General features: G+C 49.6%; 19 protein-coding genes. 15 read left to right on the forward strand and 4 right to left on the reverse strand.

Annotation, left to right across the window (positions count from 1 at the left end):
- Window positions 1-21 precede the first annotated feature (21 nt).
- Entirely contained in the window at window positions 22-741 is a 720-nt protein-coding gene (locus AC6B99_RS22105) for a cytochrome c biogenesis CcdA family protein (protein WP_056029024.1), read from the forward strand.
- Here AC6B99_RS22105 and splB read toward each other — a convergent pair.
- Window positions 738-1,808 carry a spore photoproduct lyase gene (gene splB, locus AC6B99_RS22110; protein WP_494858544.1) on the reverse strand — a complete coding sequence of 357 codons (1,071 nt, stop codon included), beginning with the start codon at window positions 1,806-1,808 and terminating at the stop codon, window positions 738-740. The genes AC6B99_RS22105 and splB overlap by 4 nt on opposite strands.
- A gap of 334 nt (window positions 1,809-2,142) precedes the next feature.
- On the opposite strand from splB, the gene mntR reads away from it, so the two are divergent.
- Complete coding sequence (gene mntR, locus AC6B99_RS22115; protein WP_056029020.1) at window positions 2,143-2,565, forward strand: transcriptional regulator MntR; 423 nt, start codon at window positions 2,143-2,145, stop codon at window positions 2,563-2,565.
- 126 nt (window positions 2,566-2,691) lie between these two features.
- On the opposite strand, the gene AC6B99_RS22120 is transcribed toward mntR, so the two are convergent.
- Together AC6B99_RS22120 and AC6B99_RS22125 are read right to left on the reverse strand one after the other, a co-directional pair.
- The gene (locus AC6B99_RS22120) at window positions 2,692-2,997 is read right to left on the reverse strand and encodes a hypothetical protein (protein WP_430156791.1); all 306 of its coding nucleotides are present in this window, start codon (window positions 2,995-2,997) and stop codon (window positions 2,692-2,694) included.
- A gap of 13 nt (window positions 2,998-3,010) precedes the next feature.
- On the reverse strand, window positions 3,011-3,928 hold the full coding sequence (locus AC6B99_RS22125; RefSeq protein ID WP_496664294.1) for a DUF1385 domain-containing protein: 918 nt from the start codon (window positions 3,926-3,928) through the stop codon (window positions 3,011-3,013).
- Between the two features lie 300 nt (window positions 3,929-4,228).
- Here AC6B99_RS22125 and AC6B99_RS22130 point away from each other — a divergent pair, with 300 nt between their 5' ends.
- The 7 genes from AC6B99_RS22130 to AC6B99_RS22160 all read left to right on the forward strand — a co-directional run bounded on the left by AC6B99_RS22130 (window position 4,229) and on the right by AC6B99_RS22160 (window position 10,417).
- On the forward strand, window positions 4,229-4,756 hold the full coding sequence (locus AC6B99_RS22130; RefSeq protein ID WP_081418569.1) for a YqhR family membrane protein: 528 nt from the start codon (window positions 4,229-4,231) through the stop codon (window positions 4,754-4,756).
- Window positions 4,757-4,849: 93 nt separating this feature from the next.
- Complete coding sequence (gene aroQ, locus AC6B99_RS22135; RefSeq protein ID WP_056029016.1) at window positions 4,850-5,290, forward strand: type II 3-dehydroquinate dehydratase; 441 nt, start codon at window positions 4,850-4,852, stop codon at window positions 5,288-5,290.
- Window positions 5,291-5,315: 25 nt separating this feature from the next.
- On the forward strand, window positions 5,316-6,389 hold the full coding sequence (locus AC6B99_RS22140; protein ID WP_494858547.1) for a M24 family metallopeptidase: 1,074 nt from the start codon (window positions 5,316-5,318) through the stop codon (window positions 6,387-6,389).
- Between the two features lie 69 nt (window positions 6,390-6,458).
- A complete protein-coding gene (gene efp, locus AC6B99_RS22145) occupies window positions 6,459-7,016 on the forward strand; it encodes an elongation factor P (protein ID WP_046231928.1) in 558 nt (185 codons plus the stop codon).
- A gap of 190 nt (window positions 7,017-7,206) precedes the next feature.
- On the forward strand, window positions 7,207-8,040 hold the full coding sequence (locus tag AC6B99_RS22150; protein ID WP_496664269.1) for an amino acid ABC transporter substrate-binding protein: 834 nt from the start codon (window positions 7,207-7,209) through the stop codon (window positions 8,038-8,040).
- A 116-nt stretch (window positions 8,041-8,156) separates the two neighbouring features.
- Window positions 8,157-9,410: an aspartate kinase gene (locus AC6B99_RS22155; RefSeq protein ID WP_056029010.1), complete on the forward strand. Its 1,254-nt coding sequence runs from the start codon at window positions 8,157-8,159 to the stop codon at window positions 9,408-9,410.
- Window positions 9,411-9,643: 233 nt separating this feature from the next.
- Window positions 9,644-10,417, forward strand: coding sequence for a phosphotransferase (locus tag AC6B99_RS22160; protein WP_494880474.1), 774 nt, complete (start codon window positions 9,644-9,646; stop codon window positions 10,415-10,417).
- A gap of 77 nt (window positions 10,418-10,494) precedes the next feature.
- On the opposite strand, the gene AC6B99_RS22165 is transcribed toward AC6B99_RS22160, so the two are convergent.
- Entirely contained in the window at window positions 10,495-11,211 is a 717-nt protein-coding gene (locus tag AC6B99_RS22165; protein ID WP_494858553.1) for a 2-phosphosulfolactate phosphatase, read from the reverse strand.
- A 161-nt stretch (window positions 11,212-11,372) separates the two neighbouring features.
- On the opposite strand from AC6B99_RS22165, the gene AC6B99_RS22170 reads away from it, so the two are divergent.
- From AC6B99_RS22170 to spoIIIAE, 6 genes are all read left to right on the forward strand, one after another.
- Window positions 11,373-11,639, forward strand: a complete 267-nt coding sequence (locus AC6B99_RS22170) for a YqhV family protein (RefSeq protein WP_056029004.1) — start codon at window positions 11,373-11,375, stop codon at window positions 11,637-11,639.
- Between the two features lie 189 nt (window positions 11,640-11,828).
- Window positions 11,829-12,884, forward strand: coding sequence for a stage III sporulation protein AA (gene spoIIIAA, locus AC6B99_RS22175; protein WP_056029002.1), 1,056 nt, complete (start codon window positions 11,829-11,831; stop codon window positions 12,882-12,884).
- Window positions 12,878-13,396 carry a stage III sporulation protein SpoIIIAB gene (gene spoIIIAB, locus AC6B99_RS22180; protein ID WP_496664270.1) on the forward strand — a complete coding sequence of 173 codons (519 nt, stop codon included), beginning with the start codon at window positions 12,878-12,880 and terminating at the stop codon, window positions 13,394-13,396. Before spoIIIAA ends, spoIIIAB begins: the two co-directional genes overlap by 7 nt.
- Window positions 13,397-13,411: 15 nt before the next feature.
- Window positions 13,412-13,615 (forward strand): stage III sporulation protein AC, encoded by a 204-nt coding sequence (spoIIIAC, locus tag AC6B99_RS22185; RefSeq protein ID WP_046231940.1) that lies wholly within the window; start codon window positions 13,412-13,414, stop codon window positions 13,613-13,615.
- A gap of 36 nt (window positions 13,616-13,651) precedes the next feature.
- Window positions 13,652-14,056: a stage III sporulation protein AD gene (gene spoIIIAD / locus AC6B99_RS22190; RefSeq protein ID WP_056028998.1), complete on the forward strand. Its 405-nt coding sequence runs from the start codon at window positions 13,652-13,654 to the stop codon at window positions 14,054-14,056.
- The gene (gene spoIIIAE / locus AC6B99_RS22195) at window positions 14,053-15,423 is read left to right on the forward strand and encodes a stage III sporulation protein AE (protein ID WP_235533014.1); all 1,371 of its coding nucleotides are present in this window, start codon (window positions 14,053-14,055) and stop codon (window positions 15,421-15,423) included. The genes spoIIIAD and spoIIIAE overlap by 4 nt, the downstream gene beginning before the upstream one ends.
- Window positions 15,424-15,456 lie beyond the last annotated feature (33 nt).

Here is a 15,456-nt window from a genome sequence, read left to right on the forward strand (position 1 = left end):
TCAAAATCGAGGTGCTGTACGGTGAACGATCTTAATATTTGGCTCGCATTGGGGGCGGGCTTTGCTTCCTTCATCTCCCCATGCTGCTTGCCCTTGTATCCATCTTATTTATCTTACATAACCGGCATTTCCGTCAGCGATCTCAAAAATAATGAGCATACGAGCAAGCAAATGCGCTCCCGTACGATGCTGCATACGCTGTTTTTCATTATCGGCTTCTGTACGGTGTATTACACGCTTGGCTACGGTACGAATGTGTTCGCGGAAACGTTCAGCGAATATGAGCCGCTCATCCGCAAATTATCGGCGATTTTAATTGTGCTGATGGGGCTGTTCCTGCTCGGCGTTTTTCAGCCGCAATTGCTGATGAAGACGCGCAAGCTGCCGTTTGATGCTTCGAAAAAAACCGGCTATTTAGGCTCCTTTATTTTTGGCATTGGATTTTCGGCCGGGTGGTCGCCTTGCACAGGTCCTGCCTTAACGGCGATTCTGGCTTTGGCGGCATCCGAGCCGAATACCTGGTTTAAGCTGACTACGGCTTATGCTTTAGGCTTTGCCATTCCGTTTTTCGTATTGGCTTTTTTCCTAGGCTCAGCGAGATGGCTGCTGAAATATACGAATACGGTGATGAAGGTCGGCGGAGCGATTATGATTGTGCTCGGCATTATGCTCTTCACCGATCAAATGACGCAAATTACGTCGTGGCTTAACCTCATTACGCCGGATTGGCTGAAGTTTTAAGTGAAATATTCAATTTTCGCTTGTGGAAAATGCTCAAAGATGCGCTCTGATATAAACAATCGGAGCGCATCTGCTTGTTCTGTAGGGTAGACATATTTTCCTTGTCCCCAGCGGCCCCATTTGTATTTTCGCTTCTCAATGTCCATTTCCAGCTTCGTGCGCGGATAGCGGCGCTCGATCACATTTTTCGCTGTTTTCGTAAAACGGTGCTGGATAAGCTCAAAGGTTAGATCGGCTTGCTGTGCCTCTTCAGGCAGCGCCTCTGCAAGCGATACGAGCAGCTCGGCGTAGCCTTCCTCCCAGCCCTCATGCCAGATAATCGGCGCAATGATAAAGCCGAGCGGATAACCGGCTTTAGCTACTTTGGCTGCGGCTTCAATTCGCTGCTCGAAGCGGGAGGTGGCTGGCTCGAAATTTTTGATCACATATTTGCTGTTGACGCTGAAGCGAATGCGGGTATGGCCATTATGCTTAACATCCAGCAAAGAGTCGACATGATGGAATTTCGTCACGAAGCGCAGTCTGCCTAGCGGCTGCTCCGCCATAAATTCAATCAGCTCGCGCAGGCTGCCTGTAATGGGCTCCAGCCCGACGGGATCGGACGTACAAGCGGCTTCGAAGCGGGTTATTTCCGGTGCTCGCTCGTCGATGTATTGCTTGGCAGCGCTGATAATCTCATCGATGTTGACATAAACGCGAATATAGGGCTTTGCGCCGAGCGTCGTCTGCAAATAGCAATAATGGCAATGCGCCATACAGCCGGTCGCAATGGGAATGGCATATTCCGCTGATGGCTTGGACGTATCAAAGGTTAGCGTTTTGCGAATGCCGACGACGAGGGTGCGTTTGGCAATCCGGTATTTCTCAAGCTCGGTTTCACCGGGCAAATTGGTAATCCGGTTATGCGAGCTTGTCATGCGGAAAGGAATGCCTTCCTTTTGCACCCAGTCATAAATGCGCTTGCCCTTCGGATAATTAAGCGCATCCGGTTCAAAATAGACGAGCTCGGGAACGAAGGATAAGCTCTTCAGCGCTGTTTTTGGACGCTCCTCTATGGTGGAAGCCATGAGCGGCACCTCCTGTGCTTTGTTGCTTCAAATAAGAAGCTTAAGTTATAATGTGCGACAAAGGAAAGGGCTTCAAACTGGGAGTTGCAAGGTGAAACGGCCAAAAGCCACCTCTGGCGGCGCAGCGCGTTTCAGTCCGAGAAATATAAGCCTAATGATAAATGTGAAACTTATAAATTCTTATATTTCAAGAAATGCTCTAAATCGCTAATGCCATTAATTATTGCGCGGCCGGGATTGTCCATAAGGTTGCAGACAGGTTTCAAATCAGTGTATGATACTAGAGTAACGCCGAGGAAACAAGGTGAAAGAAGTTGGGTTAGGGGGTTCTTCAATGCCGACACCGAGCATGGAAGACTACTTGGAACGAATTTATAAGCTCATAGACGAAAAAGGTTACGCGAGAGTGTCGGATATTGCGGAAGGGCTGGAGGTTCACCCTTCGTCAGTGACGAAGATGATTCAAAAGCTCGATAAAGATAACTATTTAATTTATGAGAAATATCGTGGTCTTGTATTAACGACAAAAGGGAAGAAGATGGGCAAGCGGCTTGTGGAGCGCCACCATCTGCTGGAATCATTTCTGGCCATTATCGGCGTCCAAGATGAGAATATTTATCAGGATGTCGAAGGCATTGAGCATCATTTAAGCTGGGATTCGATCACCTGCATCGAGACGCTCGTCGCATTTTTCGAACGTGATCCTTCCCGATTGGACGACCTTAAAGCGGTCCGCGCCGAGCTCGATAATGAGTGATAACGCAAATATGAAGTGAAACGCAGTATGATGTGCAATTACCCAAAAAAAGAGCGTGACCTCCGAGAAATCGAGGTTACGCTCTTTTTGCGTGGTTGGCCAGCTGTCATAGCGGACTACAGTGGCTTAATGATACTTCGGCAGATCATCATCTTCCTTGCCGCCTTCGATAACGCGGAACGGCGTACGCTGCGATTTCGGGCGTTTGGCAGGCTGTGAGCGGTTGCCAGGGCGCACCTGAGGCGAAGCAGAGCCAGAACGGCTTCTCCAGCGGTCAGGCGGGAATTTGTAAAGCACATAAATGAGGCCGAATACGATAATCGGGATAAGGAATGAACGCATATCGGTCAAAACGCCATAAATAACTCCGATGCCAAGCAAAGACATAATAATAATTGCCGGCACGCTCCATTTTTTAGGCCTGTTTGCCATAATCATTCCGCCCTTACGCTTTAATATTGGTCATTTGTTGATCAAGCTCGCGCATCCGGTTGAAGGAAGCGATGGATACGGCAACCTGGTCATCCTTCGGCTCTTTCGTTGTCAGCAATTGCAGCCATAGGCCCGGGTAGCCGAGATAGCGCAGCACGGGAATGTCGCGCATCGCATTTGTAATGCGCAGCACCTCATAAGAAATGCCGAGAACGATAGGGAGCAGCAAAATACGAATGTAAATTCTTTCCCAGATGGAATCCCAAGTGAAGAAAGGCAGCGAATAAATAATAACGCCGACAATGACGGTGAAAATAATAAAGCTGCTGCCGCAGCGATAGTGCAGGCGGCTGTATTTTTGCACATTGCTGATCGTAAGCTTCTCGCCAGCTTCATAAGCGCTAATTACTTTATGCTCGGCGCCATGATATTGAAACAGTCTTTTGATAATCGGCGTGAGCGACATCAGATACAAATAAGCAAGCAATAAAATGATTTTGATAAGTCCTTCTAATAGGTTATGACCGATTTTGCTCTCAAATACATTGCTGAACAATAGTTCTTCCAGCGCAGCGGGAGCTGCGGTGAAAATCAGCTTGCCGAAAATAAACGACAGGACGCCTGCTACAGCAACACCGACTATCATGCTAAGGCTGAAGCCGGATTTTTGCTCCTTCTCAGGCTTCGGCAGTGCTTCGGGATTTTTGGCGGCTTCTTCCTTCGCCTCATCCTCCGCGTAATTTTCCATGGAAAAGTTCAGATGCTGCGAGCCCTTGGCGCTAGAATCTATTATGCCGACAACACCGCGCACAATCGGAATTTTTTTCAGCTGCTGGATCCAGCGCTTCGTCGTCCGCGGAACCTCATAAAAGATGATTTCGTCATTTTTTCGGCGAACAGCTGTAACATTGACATGGCTTCCTGCGAACATGACGCCTTCAATGACAGCTTGTCCTCCATAGATGCTTTTTGGCTTTTGCGACAAGTGTTGGTCACCTTCCTTAAAAGTGTATCGTCCCAATCAGGTGACGAATCATTTTTTTTCATTTTCTTGCGAATAGTTCTATTGTACTTGATCGGTGCGGCAATTGCCAACGTTTGAGCTGCTTGGGCAATCCAGAAACAGCTGCCAACAGAGGCGGTTACTTCTATGCTTTTTTTCACATACTAAAACATGGCTTCTTTTATTTAGGAGGCGACAGGTGATCACAAGCTGGAGGCGAAGGAAACGATGGCAGAAAATAAACAAAATAAACGGACCGCCGGAAAAGGCGGCAATCCATATGAAGGCAAGCATCATACGAATATTTGGACGTATTGCTTATCGACGGGCTTTTTTGCTGGCCTGATTTGGGGCATATTACGCTGGTTTTTTTATGAAATGAAATTTACACTGGAGCTGCCAGGCATAATGGCGGACCCGTTTTTCCGCTCCTCCTTTTTGAAGTCGGGCTGGGGCATAGTAGTAGGCGTTGGCTGCTACATTATTTTTTCAATAATTGCTGCGCTGCTATACGGTCTGCTGTTCCGCAAGCTCAAAGGTCCATGGCCTGGTGTGCTCTATGGGCTCGCCTGGTGGGCGATCGTTTTTCTTGCTGTAGGGCCGATGCTGCATGTGACTCGAACGGTGTGGAAAACAGGCTGGAATACGCTTAGCGCCGAACTATGTGTCTTTTTGCTATGGGGCGTTTTTATCGGCTACACCATTGCTTTTGAATTTACAGACGAGGCGTCCCGAGAGCCTGTACAAGCAAGCTGAATAGTTGTCCCTTCTCAAGCGGCGGGCATATGTGGTAAAATGGCAATTGATCTTTGTCTTTAGCATTGATTTGTCCGTTAGGGAGGTGTGCAAATGCTCAAAATTCTGGTGCTTAATGGCCCGAATCTGAATATGCTTGGTGTTCGTGAGCCAGGAATTTATGGATCGGCTACGCTTGCTGATATTGAGGCTAACTTGCTGGAGCAGGCGAAGGGTCTGAATGTACAGCTGGATTTTTTCCAATCCAACCATGAGGGCGCGCTTATTGATCGGATACATAGCGCTTATGGCGCAGAGGATGGCATACTTATTAATCCCGGAGCGTTTACGCATTACAGCTATGCGCTGCGCGATGCTTTAAGTACGGTAGCTCTTCCTGTAGTTGAGGTGCATTTGTCCAACATACATACGCGCGAGGCATTCCGTCACGTGTCGGTTATTGCACCTGTAGCGGTCGGGCAAATTGCCGGTTTCGGTCCACAGAGCTATGAGCTTGGCCTTGCGGCACTTGCTCGTAAGCTGAAGATGGCTTAAAAAAACGGAAAGGGGATGAACATAAATGTCAAAGGAAAGAGTGAATCTCTTGCGCAGCGCCCTTACGGAGCTGGGTCTGGAAGCTATTCTTATTAACAGCGAATACAATCGCCGTTATATAAGCGGATTTACAGGCTCCTCTGGTATGGTCCTCATTACGTTAAGTGACAGCATTTTGCTGACCGATTTCCGCTATATGACGCAGGCTCCTGAGCAGGCGATCGGCTATGAAATCGTTGAACATGCGCCTAAAGCGATGGAAACGGTGAAAGAGCTGTTGAAAGCGAGAAAAATCAGCAAGCTGGGCTTTGAGCAGGAGCATGTCGTTTACGGCGAATTCGCTGATTGGACAGCTGTGCTTGGCGACATTGCCCTTCATCCAGTAGCGGGGCTTGTTGAAGGCCTGCGGATGATCAAGGACGAGTCGGAGCTGCAAGTGATGCAGGAGGCTGCTGATCTAGCGGATGCGACATTTACGCATATCCAGAAGCTGCTGCAGCCTGGCGTGAAGGAAAGCGATATCGCGCTGGAGATGGAAATTTTCATGCGCAGCCATGGTGCTCATTCCTCTTCGTTCGAGACGATCGTAGCGTCCGGAGAGCGCTCAGCCTTGCCGCATGGCAAAGCAAGCGAGCGGGTTATCGGCAACAATGAATTCGTGAAGCTGGATTTCGGCGCTTATCTGAAAGGATATTGCTCTGATATTACGCGCACGGTTGTCGTTGGTACGCCAACGGACAAGCATCGCGAAATTTATGACATTGTGCTGGAGGCACAGCTGAATGCGCTTGCTCATATCCGTCCGGGCATGACAGGCCGTGAAGCGGATGCTTTGACGCGTGATGTCATCACGAAATACGGCTATGGCGACAAGTTCGGTCATGGCACCGGACACGGACTCGGCATGGAAGTGCACGAGGCTCCCCGTTTGTCCAAGCTTAGCGAAACGATTTTAACCCCCGGTATGACGGTAACGGTTGAGCCTGGCATCTATCTCCCCGGTTTCGGCGGAGTACGGATCGAGGATGACATCGTAATTACGGACACCGGTATTAAAATATTAACCGCATCGACTAAAGCGTTTCTTACTTTAGGCTAAGTTGTGGTAACAGCGGTAAACGAGCACGATCAAGCTTGCTATTTTTCTAATCCCAGGAGGTAATCAGCAGTGATTTCAGTAAATGATTTTAAAACAGGATTGACAATTGAAGTAGACGGAGACATTTTCTCCGTAACCGATTTCCAGCACGTTAAGCCAGGCAAAGGCGCAGCATTCGTGCGCTCCAAGCTGAAAAACCTCCGCAACGGCAACGTTGTTGAGAAAACGTTCCGTGCAGGCGAATCGCTTGCTCGTGCGATCATCGAAAACCGTGCTGTACAATACTTGTACAACTCCGGTTCCGAGTACACGTTCATGGACAACGAAACGTATGACCAGTTCGAACTGAACGAATCGCAGCTGAAATGGGAAATCAACTTCCTGATCGAGAACATGACGGTCAACATCTCGAGCTACCAAGGGGAAATCATCGGTATCCAAATGCCGAACAGCGTTGAGCTGAAAGTTATTGAGACGGAGCCAGGCATTAAAGGCAACACGGCAACCGGCGCAACTAAAAATGCAAAGCTTCAAACGGGACACAACGTACAAGTTCCATTGTTCATTAATGAGGACGATGTGCTGTTGATCGATACTCGCGAAGGAAAATACATCTCCCGCGCATAGGAGATGGCAATGAGCTGCTTCAAGGGTGCAATTGGCCCTTGGAGCAGCTTTTTTATATGAACCGTCTAAACTTCACACGAACTTCTCATTTTTATCGTAAAAAGCATTGATGTATAAAGGCTTACTATTGTAACATTCAATATAATAGTTAAGCTCATGCATCTAGCGACGACGTAGAGGAGTAGAGTGAATGGCAAGAAAAAGCTTTGTTTTTCTGCTGGCAGCCTGTTGGTTTTTGCTGGTGGCCTGTGGCACTGGACCGGAGCCGCATGCAACGAATCAGCCAGCTGCAAGTTCGGGGGAAGCGGCAACTGGTGGGCAAAACTCCCTGAAGGCTGTTCAAGCAAGCGGCAAGCTGCGTATAGGAACGGAAGGAACGTATGCGCCTTTTACTTATCATAACGAAAACGGCAAGCTTGTCGGATTCGATGTAGAGATAGCTGCAGAAATTAGCAAGCGTATTGGCGTGGAGCCTGAATTTATTGAAACGCCATGGGCTGAAATATTTGCGGGACTTGATGCGGGGAAGTTTGATGTTGTTTTTAATCAAGTCAGCATTCGGGACGATCGACTGGAGCAATATTATTTTTCCGATCCTTATATTTACTCCCATATTGTGCTCATTGTGAATCAGGATAACACGGATATTAAGAAGCTTTCTGACTTGAAAGGGAAAAAGGCGGCACAATCGCTGACAAGCAATTTGCTTGATATTGCACAGCGGTACGGGGCGGAAATTGTGCCGTCCAAAGGCTTTGATGATGCGATTTCCTTGTTGTTGTCCGGTGAAGTGGACGCGACGGTTAATGATGGGTTAACTTATTTAGACTTAAAGCATCGCGAGCCGGAGGCGCCGCTCAAAATTGTTGATGAAATGTCGGAGGCAACGGCAAGCGGCGCTTTGTTTACGAAAGGGCATGATGAGCTTGTTATCGCCGTCAATAGGGCGCTTGCGGATATGAAAAAGGACGGTACATATTTGGAAATTTCAACAAAATATTTCGGCACCGACGTTTCCAAATAGCATGCTGAAGCTGTGAAGGTTGCTTGTATTTTTGTGATGGGATATACCCAGATGTATGATGGTTGTGCTATAATATTGACTTGCATGTATATGTCAAGGTTGGGAGTGAGTCAGCTTTGTCGTTGATAGTGATGAAGTTTGGCGGAAGCTCGGTGGGAACGCCGGAGCGGATGCAACGGGTAGCAAAACGAATTATTGAAAATAGGCAGGCGGGAAACCGCGTTGTTGTTGTCGTATCTGCAATGGGGGATACAACGGATGATCTGATCGACCAATCGAAGCTGCTTAATCCTAATCCGCCAGCGCGCGAGATGGATATGCTGCTTACGACAGGCGAGCAAATATCGGTAGCGCTTTTGTCGATGACGATTCACCAGCTGGGACACCACGCCGTTTCGTTGACAGGCTGGCAGGCGGGAATCCGTACGGATGCTGTACACAGCAAGGCGAAAATTACAGATATTCGTACTGAGCGCATGATTAAGGAGCTGGATGCGGGCCATATTGTTATCGTAGCCGGTTTTCAAGGCATGTCCGAGGAAGGCGACATTACGACGCTGGGACGTGGCGGCTCCGACACGACAGCAGTTGCACTGGCAGCTGCGGTTAAAGCGGATGTGTGCGAAATTTACACCGATGTGGATGGCATTTATTCGACCGATCCGCGCGTTGTGAAATGCGCTCGCAAGCTCGAAGAAATTTCGTATGATGAAATGCTGGAGCTTGCCCATCTGGGAGCTGCTGTGCTTCATCCGCGTGCAGTTGAATACGCAAAGCATTACAATGTAAAGCTGGTCGTTCGTTCAAGCTTTACCTACAACGAAGGTACAAGTGTAAAGGAGGAAGTAACGATGGAACAAGGCGCTGTCGTTCGCGGTATTGCATTCGATAAAAATGTAGCTAGAATTAGCATTCTGGGCGTTCCAGATTTGCCAGGCGTGCTCGCGACAGTATTTGGCGCGCTTGCAAATAATGGCGTGGATGTGGACATTATTGTGCAAAGCGGCGTACAGGACGGCACAGCCGACTTCTCCTTCACGCTTTCGCTCGATGATAAAGACAAAGCGGTTGCAGTCATTGAAAATCTGCACGGAGAGCTTCCGTACAACAAAGTGACTTCTGAAGAAAACCTGGTTAAAGTTTCAATCGTCGGTGCTGGCATGGTCAGCAATCCAGGCGTTGCTGCAACGATGTTCGCAGCGATTTCAGGTCTTGGCATCAGCATTAAGATGGTCAGCACTTCTGAAATCAGACTTTCCTGCGTCATCGATGCTGAGCCGCTGCAAGAAGTGGTGCGTGCGCTGCATACGGCATACGGTTTGGATACAGCTGAGCAAGCTTTCGTTGGCGGGCCACAGGACCGTCGTTAGACGACTTGCTTTAATGTAAGAAACTTGTAAGAGAAATCAAAAAGGCAAGGAGCAATCGCTCTTTGCCTTTTTTGCATATATGGGGATCTACAGAGAGGTAAGATTAAGTACAATTAGATATGATTAAACAAAATGGAAGGAGTTCAAATGTGGTGTTCTTAAATGAAATGGTTTGGGCTGAGAGCACGAGCTTCATGAATGAGCTGCTGAAACAAGAACTAGCCTGCAGCAGCATGCCGGCTGGACTGGAGGCCCATGTGTGGAAATATTCGTCTGTTACGGACAGCTTTGTTCTAAAAATATGGGACAAGGATTCCGATCCAGATGTTCATTTTCAATATGTCCTGCTGCAAGCGCTTTGGAACATAGGCATTTCTGTTTCGGCAGCATATGGATGGGGCCACACCGCTTCCGGGCATAAGGCGCTGTTAACCAGCTATGATGGCAGCCCGCTTTCCCAAATAACGAATCAGCAAGTTGAGCATTTGGCTCAATTATTGTTGGACATCCATAAAGTATCCGACCAGGAATTAGATCCTCTGCTTCATAGGAAATACGATTTTATCCGTTATTTTTACCCGCAAATCGAAGAGCATCAAGACATTCAAACGGAATTAATAGAGCTAATTAATGGTTCAAATATGCAGCAAAATAAGTTTATCCACGGTGACTTTAATTTAGGGAACGTAGTAGAAAATCAAGGGAAATACACGATCATTGACTGGACCAATGGGCAATTAGGGGATGTCAGGTATGATTTTGCCTGGACGAGCTTTTTAATTTATTTATACAATGGGGAACCATTAGCCACGTTATTCCAAAATGCATATTTAGCACAAAGTGAATTTGATAAAGAAGAAGTTCAAAGGTTTGAAGCCATTGCGTGCCTCAGATGGTTATTGCTCTATCGATTCGCACCAGTTCCAAAAGATGAGTCAACGATCGGACGGATCAATCACAAAATAATGAAAAATAAATTTCTCAATAAAGCGCTTGTGCTGGAGTAGCAGCCTAAAGCGAGACTAGCAGCAGGCTAGGGCGTGATTTTTCGCCTTAATCTGCTGCTTTTATTTTTATAAGCGATTCAGCGCGTCAACAGCACGAGCTTCTCTCCTTGCAGTACGGGAACGTCTTTATAAATATCGACGGCTGCGCATGCTTCAATATCCCGCTGGAGACCAAGCTTGAGCAGCCGCTTGCCTGTGGATCCGGAGGCGAGTGTTTCGAGCGCAGCAGAACTGCGGCTGCGGTAGAAGCCGAGCATAGCGATTGCGAAGTCGTCCAGTTCCAAAGCATTTATGCCTGCCTGCATCATCCGCTCAAGCAGCAGTCCGGCGCCATAGCCATCCTCGGCAGCGAAAGCATCATTATAGCCTGCGCATAAAATGACGACATCGCGCCGCAGCGCGAGCGCCGCACGGGCGCAGGCAGCAGCGTTCATTAGCGCGGCTGTCAATACGTAATCGGCACGGGCCGATTTTTGCAGCGCGCGCGTTCCGTTCGTTGTGGTCAAAATAATACGTCGGTTGCGAATCGTATTTGCTTCATATTCATCAGGCGAATTGCCAAGGTCAAAGCCGGATATTTTGCGGCAAAATCGTTCCCCCCCTAGTAAATCCCCCTGCTGCTGCGCTGCTTTAGCCTCCATAACTGTTTCTACCGGAACGATGGCTTCGGCCCCGGCCGCAAGCGCCGTCACAATCGTGCTGCCAGCCCGCAATACATCGACAACGATGGCTGTTTTATGATGAAAGCGCGCCTGGCTGGCTTCATTCACGCTTGATATGACCTCAACTTGCATGTCGTTATCCGCCTTTCTTTGCCTTAGCTTCTCATAGCCTTATGCCTGCAATATATGCACCTTCTTCTAGGCATGTGTCCCAAGTGCAGCGGTCATGAATGCCGTAGTCTGCTGCATAAGCTAGAAACAGGTCGGCTGGACAAGGGTGGAGGTGGATTTTTATGCTGAATAAAATCGTGCTGGCAATGGCATCCTTGCGCTTTGCCTCGGGAACCATCGAAATTTGCGCAGCTATTATTATGCTTAAACTCAATCAGATCGACAAGGCGCTTCTCGTCAATTCCTCTTTGGCGCTAGTAGGGCCGCTGATTTTGATTGCGACGACGACGATTGGTTTGGTAGGGCTTGCAGACAAGCTGTCCTATAGCAAATTTGCTTGGGTAGCAGCTGGCATTCTATGTTTAATGATTGGTATTTTGAAAAAATAACGAGAATCGGCGCTGTACCCGAGAACGAAGGCCTTTTTATATATTTAGTTGCCGTTCTCGCTATAAGAGGCGGTCTGCTCCTAGTTAAATAAATTCTAATCTAGCATTTTCGATCCAGTTGGACATATTTTAGCTGGCCAAGCATACATATAAGAGGACTAAGGACAAACATCCGGGAGTGATGAACGCATGCTTAGCCGTATTACGCATTTGTTGCCGCTAGAGCTGAAAGCGATATTGGAACGGCTCCCTGCGCAGGTTCAGGAGCAGCTGGAAGAGATACGGATTCGCGAAGGGCGCCCGCTGGAAATTGGCATGGCAGGCCAATCGCGTTTCGCTGCAAACGACGGCACGCTCTTAACCCAAGCAGGCGGAGCGTACAAGCCTACTGCTGACCTTTGCCGCAAGCTGCTGGAGCGGATGACCAACTACTCCTTGTATGCCATGGAAGAGGAGCTCAGGCGGGGCTTCATTACAGTTGCAGGCGGTCATCGGGTTGGACTTGCAGGGCGTACCGTTCTCGATAACGGCAGTGTCCGCGGCATTCGTGAAATAGGCGCCTTTAATATTCGGATTGCCAGGGAGGTACCCGGCTCAGCGACCCCGCTCATGCCGAAGCTGCTGGACCGGTCGCGCAAAACGATCCGCTCCACACTGCTGCTGGCCCCTCCTCAGCAGGGCAAGACGACGCTCGTTCGCGACATTGCAAGATCCGTCAGCTACGGGTTATGGGGAGGCGGGGATGCTGCAAGCTGGGCGGGCAGAAAAGTTGCAATCGTGGACGAGCGCTCGGAAATAGCCGCCTGTGTCCGCGGCATTCCAACCTTTGATATTGGCCCGCGCTCCGACGTCATGGATGCTTGCCCCAAGGCAGAAGGAATGATGATGCTGCTGCGCTCGATGTCGCCCGATGTCATTATTGCAGATGAGATTGGACGTCCCGAGGATGGCGAGGCGATTCGGGAAGCCAGCCATGCCGGTGTCAGCGTCATAGCGACAGCTCATGCGTATGATGCCGAGGATGCCAGAGGGCGGCCTGTATTGCGCTCGCTGCTAGAGGAAGGGGCTTTCGCCCTTATTGTCGAGCTGCGCCGAACGCCTTCGGGCATTATGCACCGGGTGCTTACGGCAGAAGCTTGCGTAAGAGGCTGGGCGGCGCGCGAGCCAACGGCAGCAGTACCGCGTTTAGCCGAAGATGCTGCGCCGCTGTTTTCCGGGCTGATGCGGGGCGATGCCATGTGCTGAAGCTGCTTGGCGCGCTGCTGATTTTGTTCGCCGGAACGATGCTTGGCTTTCAGCAGGCGGCGCGTTTTGCCGCTAGACCCCGCCAGCTTCGCCATACTGCTCACGCGCTTCAGAGGCTTGAAACGGAAATTGGCTACGGGCATACACCGCTGCCGGAGGCGCTGACTCGAACCGCGGCTTTTGTTCCGGCTCCACTAAACCGGATGCTGATGCTGGCTGCAGAAGGGCTTGCAAGCGAGGAAGGGCTTTCTTTTCCAGAAAGCTGGGAGCGGGCGGTTCGCGAGGTTTGGGGAACTACGGCCATGCGGGCAAGCGAGCAGGCGGTGTTGATCCGTCTTGGCTCAACGCTCGGTATTAGCGACCGTGAGGACCAGCTTAAGCATTTGAAGCTGGCGCTCATTCAACTGAAGGCGGAGGAAGATTCGGCGCGGGAAGACCAGGCGAAGTATGAGACGATGTGGAAAAGCCTCGGCGTTTTAATCGCCGTGCTGCTCGTTATTTTGATGGTTTAATGGGGTGCCGCGGAAATGAATATGGATGTGAGCGCCATTTTCCAAATAGCCGGTATCGGAATTATCATCGCGATGATTCATACGGTGCTTAAGCAGATGGGGAAGGAAGATATGGCGCATTGGGTGACATTAATCGGCTTTGTTGTAGTTCTGTTTATGGTCGTGCGTATGCTGAACGAGCTGTTTCAGGAAATTAAAACGATTTTTCTGTTCCAGTAGCTAGCTTGAAGAGAAGCCGCAAGTAGGTGAAGCGAAGTGGAAATCATTCAAATCGTCGGTCTTGGGCTGATTGCAACAGTCCTCATCCTTGTCGTTCGAGAGCAAAAGCCGCTGTTCGCTTTCCTGCTTGCGGCATTTACCGGCCTCTTTATTTTTCTGTTCCTGCTTGGCAAAATCGATTCCGTCATCGCGGTGCTTACTGATTTGGCGAATCGCTCCGGCATTCCTTCTATTTATTTGAAGACGGTGCTGAAAATAATCGGCATTGCCTACATCGCTGAATTTGGCGCTCAAATTGTCCGGGATGCCGGACAGGAAAGCATTGCGTCGAAAATCGAATTCGCTGGCAAAATATTAATTCTCGTCATGGCGGTGCCGATCATCAGCGTCATTATCGAAACGGTCATCAACCTGCTGCCGACAGGAGGAGGAGCCAGTTGAGGATAAAGCTTGCTGGCAGCTCCTATCCGTCGAACGCCGTTTGGTTTACGCTGTTAGCTGCTGTATTGTACTTTTTGCTGCTTGTGCCAAGCTCAGAGGCTGCAGCGAAAGGTGTGTCAACTTCAGCTTGGCAGTCGGAACAGGCTTCTTATCAGCAGCTAGCTTCACAGCCAACGTCTTCTCCACAAACCTATCAGTCGCAGCAGACTCAGCAAAGCCAGCAATCGCAGTCCTTGCAGCAGCAGCAAACACAGCAGGCTCAGGCGCAAGCCGCACTCGGTCAGCTGACCGGCAGCGGGCTGAACGATATGGATACGGATGCGGTGGAGAAATACTGGAACGAGCTCAAAAACGAATATGGCGGATTTTTCCCTGAGCAGAAGCTGCCGAGCTTTGCCCAAATGCTGCTGCCGGGCGGAGAAGGGCTCAAGCTGGAAACGGTGCTGAAAGGGCTGCTGTCTTATTTTCTGCACGAGGTGCTCTACAATGGCAAGCTGCTGGTCACAATCGTCACGCTTACCGTATTCAGCATGATGCTGGAAACGCTGCAAAGCGCCTTCGAGCGCAATGCGGTCAGCAAGGTAGCTTATTCCATTACCTTTATGGTCATCCTTATCATCACGGTCAACAGCTTTAATGTAGCGATCGGCTATGCGAAGGAAGCGATAGAAAGCATGATCCAATTCATGCTGGCGATGCTTCCGCTGCTGCTCGCGCTGCTTGCGTCGATGGGCAATGTCATGACGGTGTCGGTGCTGCATCCGCTCATTATTTTTATGATTCATGTCGTAGGCACGCTTGTTTATACGCTCGTATTCCCGCTGTTGTTTTTCTCGGCCATTTTGCATATCGTCAGCGCCATGACCGAGCGTTTCAAGGTGACCCAGCTTGCCAATCTGCTGCGCAGCATCAGCATTACCATTTTAGGCGCGCTGGTTACGATTTTCCTCGGTGTCGTCTCAGTGCAGGGAGCAACGGGAGCGGTGACCGACGGTGTAACGATGCGAACGGCCAAGTTCGTCACAGGCAATTTTGTTCCTGTCGTCGGGCGCATGTTTTCGGATGCTGCGGATACCGTCATATCGGCTTCCATGCTGGCGAAAAATGCAATCGGGCTCGCTGGCGTCATTATGCTGCTGTTTATCAGTGCTTTTCCCGCAATCAAAATTTTGACGCTGGCGCTAATTTACAATGTATGCGCCGCCGTCATGCAGCCGCTGGGAGATTCACCGATTGTGGCCTGCCTGCAAACGATTGGCAAGACGCTGATCTATGTGTTTGCTGCGCTGGCTGCCGTCAGCTTAATGTTTTTCCTGGCCGTCACGATCGTGCTGACAGCAGGAAATGCAGCAATGATGGTGCGATAAACGGGATGCTTTGACAAGAAGGGGGCGAATCGC

Source organism: Paenibacillus liaoningensis (genome assembly GCF_059609455.1).